Origin of the sequence: Halomonas sp. BC2, from assembly GCF_002078115.1 — a bacterium.
GTDB lineage: Bacteria > Pseudomonadota > Gammaproteobacteria > Pseudomonadales > Halomonadaceae > Vreelandella > Vreelandella stevensii.
The window spans coordinates 111104-113104 of sequence record NZ_LFGT01000022.1; the positions used below are offsets into that span (position 1 = coordinate 111104).

3 protein-coding genes are annotated in these 2001 nt (G+C 55.4%); 2 read left to right on the forward strand and 1 reads right to left on the reverse strand.

Annotated features, from left to right (window positions below; translation table 11 throughout):
- Positions 1 to 616: magnesium chelatase domain-containing protein (locus B7L71_RS13725; RefSeq protein ID WP_139790139.1), on the reverse strand; the 616-nt coding region annotated here is incomplete at its 3' end.
- 199 nt (positions 617 to 815) lie between these two features.
- Between B7L71_RS13725 and B7L71_RS13730 the strand changes: the two genes are divergently transcribed.
- Together B7L71_RS13730 and B7L71_RS13735 are read left to right on the forward strand one after the other, a co-directional pair.
- A complete protein-coding gene (locus tag B7L71_RS13730; protein WP_016915427.1) occupies positions 816 to 1151 on the forward strand; it encodes a type II toxin-antitoxin system PrlF family antitoxin in 336 nt (111 codons plus the stop codon).
- Positions 1148 to 1645, forward strand: coding sequence for a type II toxin-antitoxin system YhaV family toxin (locus B7L71_RS13735; RefSeq protein WP_016915426.1), 498 nt, complete (start codon positions 1148 to 1150; stop codon positions 1643 to 1645). The genes B7L71_RS13730 and B7L71_RS13735 overlap by 4 nt, the downstream gene beginning before the upstream one ends.
- Positions 1646 to 2001: the final 356 nt, after the last annotated feature.

Consider the following 2001-nt stretch of genomic DNA (forward strand, 5'->3'; position numbering starts at 1 on the left):
CCAGCGCCCGGCGGGCCTGGTGCTGGCCGCGCACATCGGCCAGGTCGGCCATGGGCGTGGTCGATTTGGCCGATGCCGAGAGCTGGTGGGGTGGGATCTTTTCCTGGCCTAGCAGGTGGGCGACGACTTGCCAGAGAGAGTCGGCGGGCAGCACCGGTAGATCGCCCGCCAGGGCAGCTTCATCGGCGCAGGCGCGGGGCACGATCAACGCCTTGTTGGCACGGCGGGTGGCCAGCGCAAAGGGCAGCACGCCGGGTACCGCCCGCAGCTTGCCATCCAGAGCCAGTTCGCCGGCGCACTCCACGCCTTCCAACGCATCTACCGGGATTTGGCCCGACGCCGCGAGAATGCCCAGCGCAATGGGGAGATCGAAACGGCCACCCTCTTTGGGCAGGTCCGCCGGGGCGAGGTTGAGGGTAATGCGCTTGGTGTTGGGGAAATCGAAGCCCGCGTTGATCAAGGCGCTGCGCACCCGCTCGCGGCTCTCCTTCACGGCGGTTTCCGGCAGGCCCACCAGTGTCAGGCCCGGCAAGCCATTCGCCAGATGTACCTCGACATGCACCGCCGGTGCTTCCAACCCCACGCCCGCCCGCGTGGCCACAATGGCTAGCGTCATCGCCTTTCCTCTGCAGTTGTCACTTACTCCAATGTAGGATAAAGCTACATTAGCTTAAGTATTTAACCTAACGTAATTAAGAAGGCTTTGGTAGCGATTAAGCAACCGGTTCAAGTAGCGGAGACAGCTTGACGAAGTAATGCGCTTGCATTACCTTTGTATGCATTACCTTTGCATTGCTATCAAGCGGAGAGCGACAGTGAGCACGCTTATCGAAGACGACTCAACTCTGACGGATCGCTATCAAACGACTGTTCCTGCATCGGTTCGCCGGGCACTAAAGCTGAAGCGCCGAGACCGTATTCATTATACCGTTCGTCCTGATGGTGAAGTGGTGCTTTCCAAGGCGAGTGATGAGGCCAAGCACGACCCTGTGATGGTCAACTTCCTCAATTTTCTAGAGCGCGATCTTCTGGCGCATCCAGAAAATATTCGCCCGGTGACTGCCAGTAGCTTTGCCGAGGCCGAACGGCTTACCGCAGGTATTGAGGTAGACCTCGAAGAGGCGCTGGAAGAGGATGATGACGACGAATGAAGCCTCTGGAGGTTAATGGATGGACGATTTATGCCCATCCGTTGTTCTTGGAACAAGTCGAAGCACTCACCTTGAAGGTGAGACATCTTCAATCGAAAGATCCTGCCGGTTATCGCAACAAGGCGGCCACCAAGCGTCTAGCAGCGATCATGAAGCTAGCCTTGAATGATATTCCGCAGGATCCATCAGGCACTCAATACCGCCAAGGGAGCACGCTTGGCACAGAGCACACTCATTGGCAACGAGCAAAGTTCTACCAGCAGTACCGGCTGTTCTTTCGCTACGATGCTGCGAGCAAAATCATTATTTATGCATGGGTCAATGATGACGCTACAAAACGTGCTTATGGCAGTAAGCATGATGCTTACTCTGTCTTTCAGAAAATGCTCAGCAGTGGCAACCCACCGGATAGTTGGACAGCCTTACAGAAAGCCTCAGTGAGCGAAGTTGAACGAATCCATTTACTTTTAGCGGCAGATAACAACGATAACTAAATCATACTAGATCTTTTTGGGTAGATCCGCTGGGGCTTCCAACCCCACGCCCGCCCGCGTGGCCACAATCGCTAATTTCATGGCGCTCCCTCGCAACGTCTCTCAATCGGCTCATTCAGTTTAATGAGCCTGCTCGTTGGCTAAGCCTACTTTATTCGGGGTGCCGAGGGCTACCATGACGGGGCAACGGCAAGATCAACGCAGCCCAACGTTGCTAATTTTTCCTTGCCTGGCCAGGATCAAACTCTGATAGGCAGTGCAGAGGTGATACAACATGAGCTTGCTGACTCCTTTTGGTCCGTTGCGGGATATCCCGCTGGACAATCTTGAACAATTAAACCCGCCTTATTCATGAG

Excerpts from the sequence above, each read along its gene's own strand:
- B7L71_RS13735 (WP_016915426.1), top strand. The coding sequence starts at position 1,148 with ATGAAGCCTCTGGAGGTTAATGGATGGACGATTTATGCCCATCCGTTG.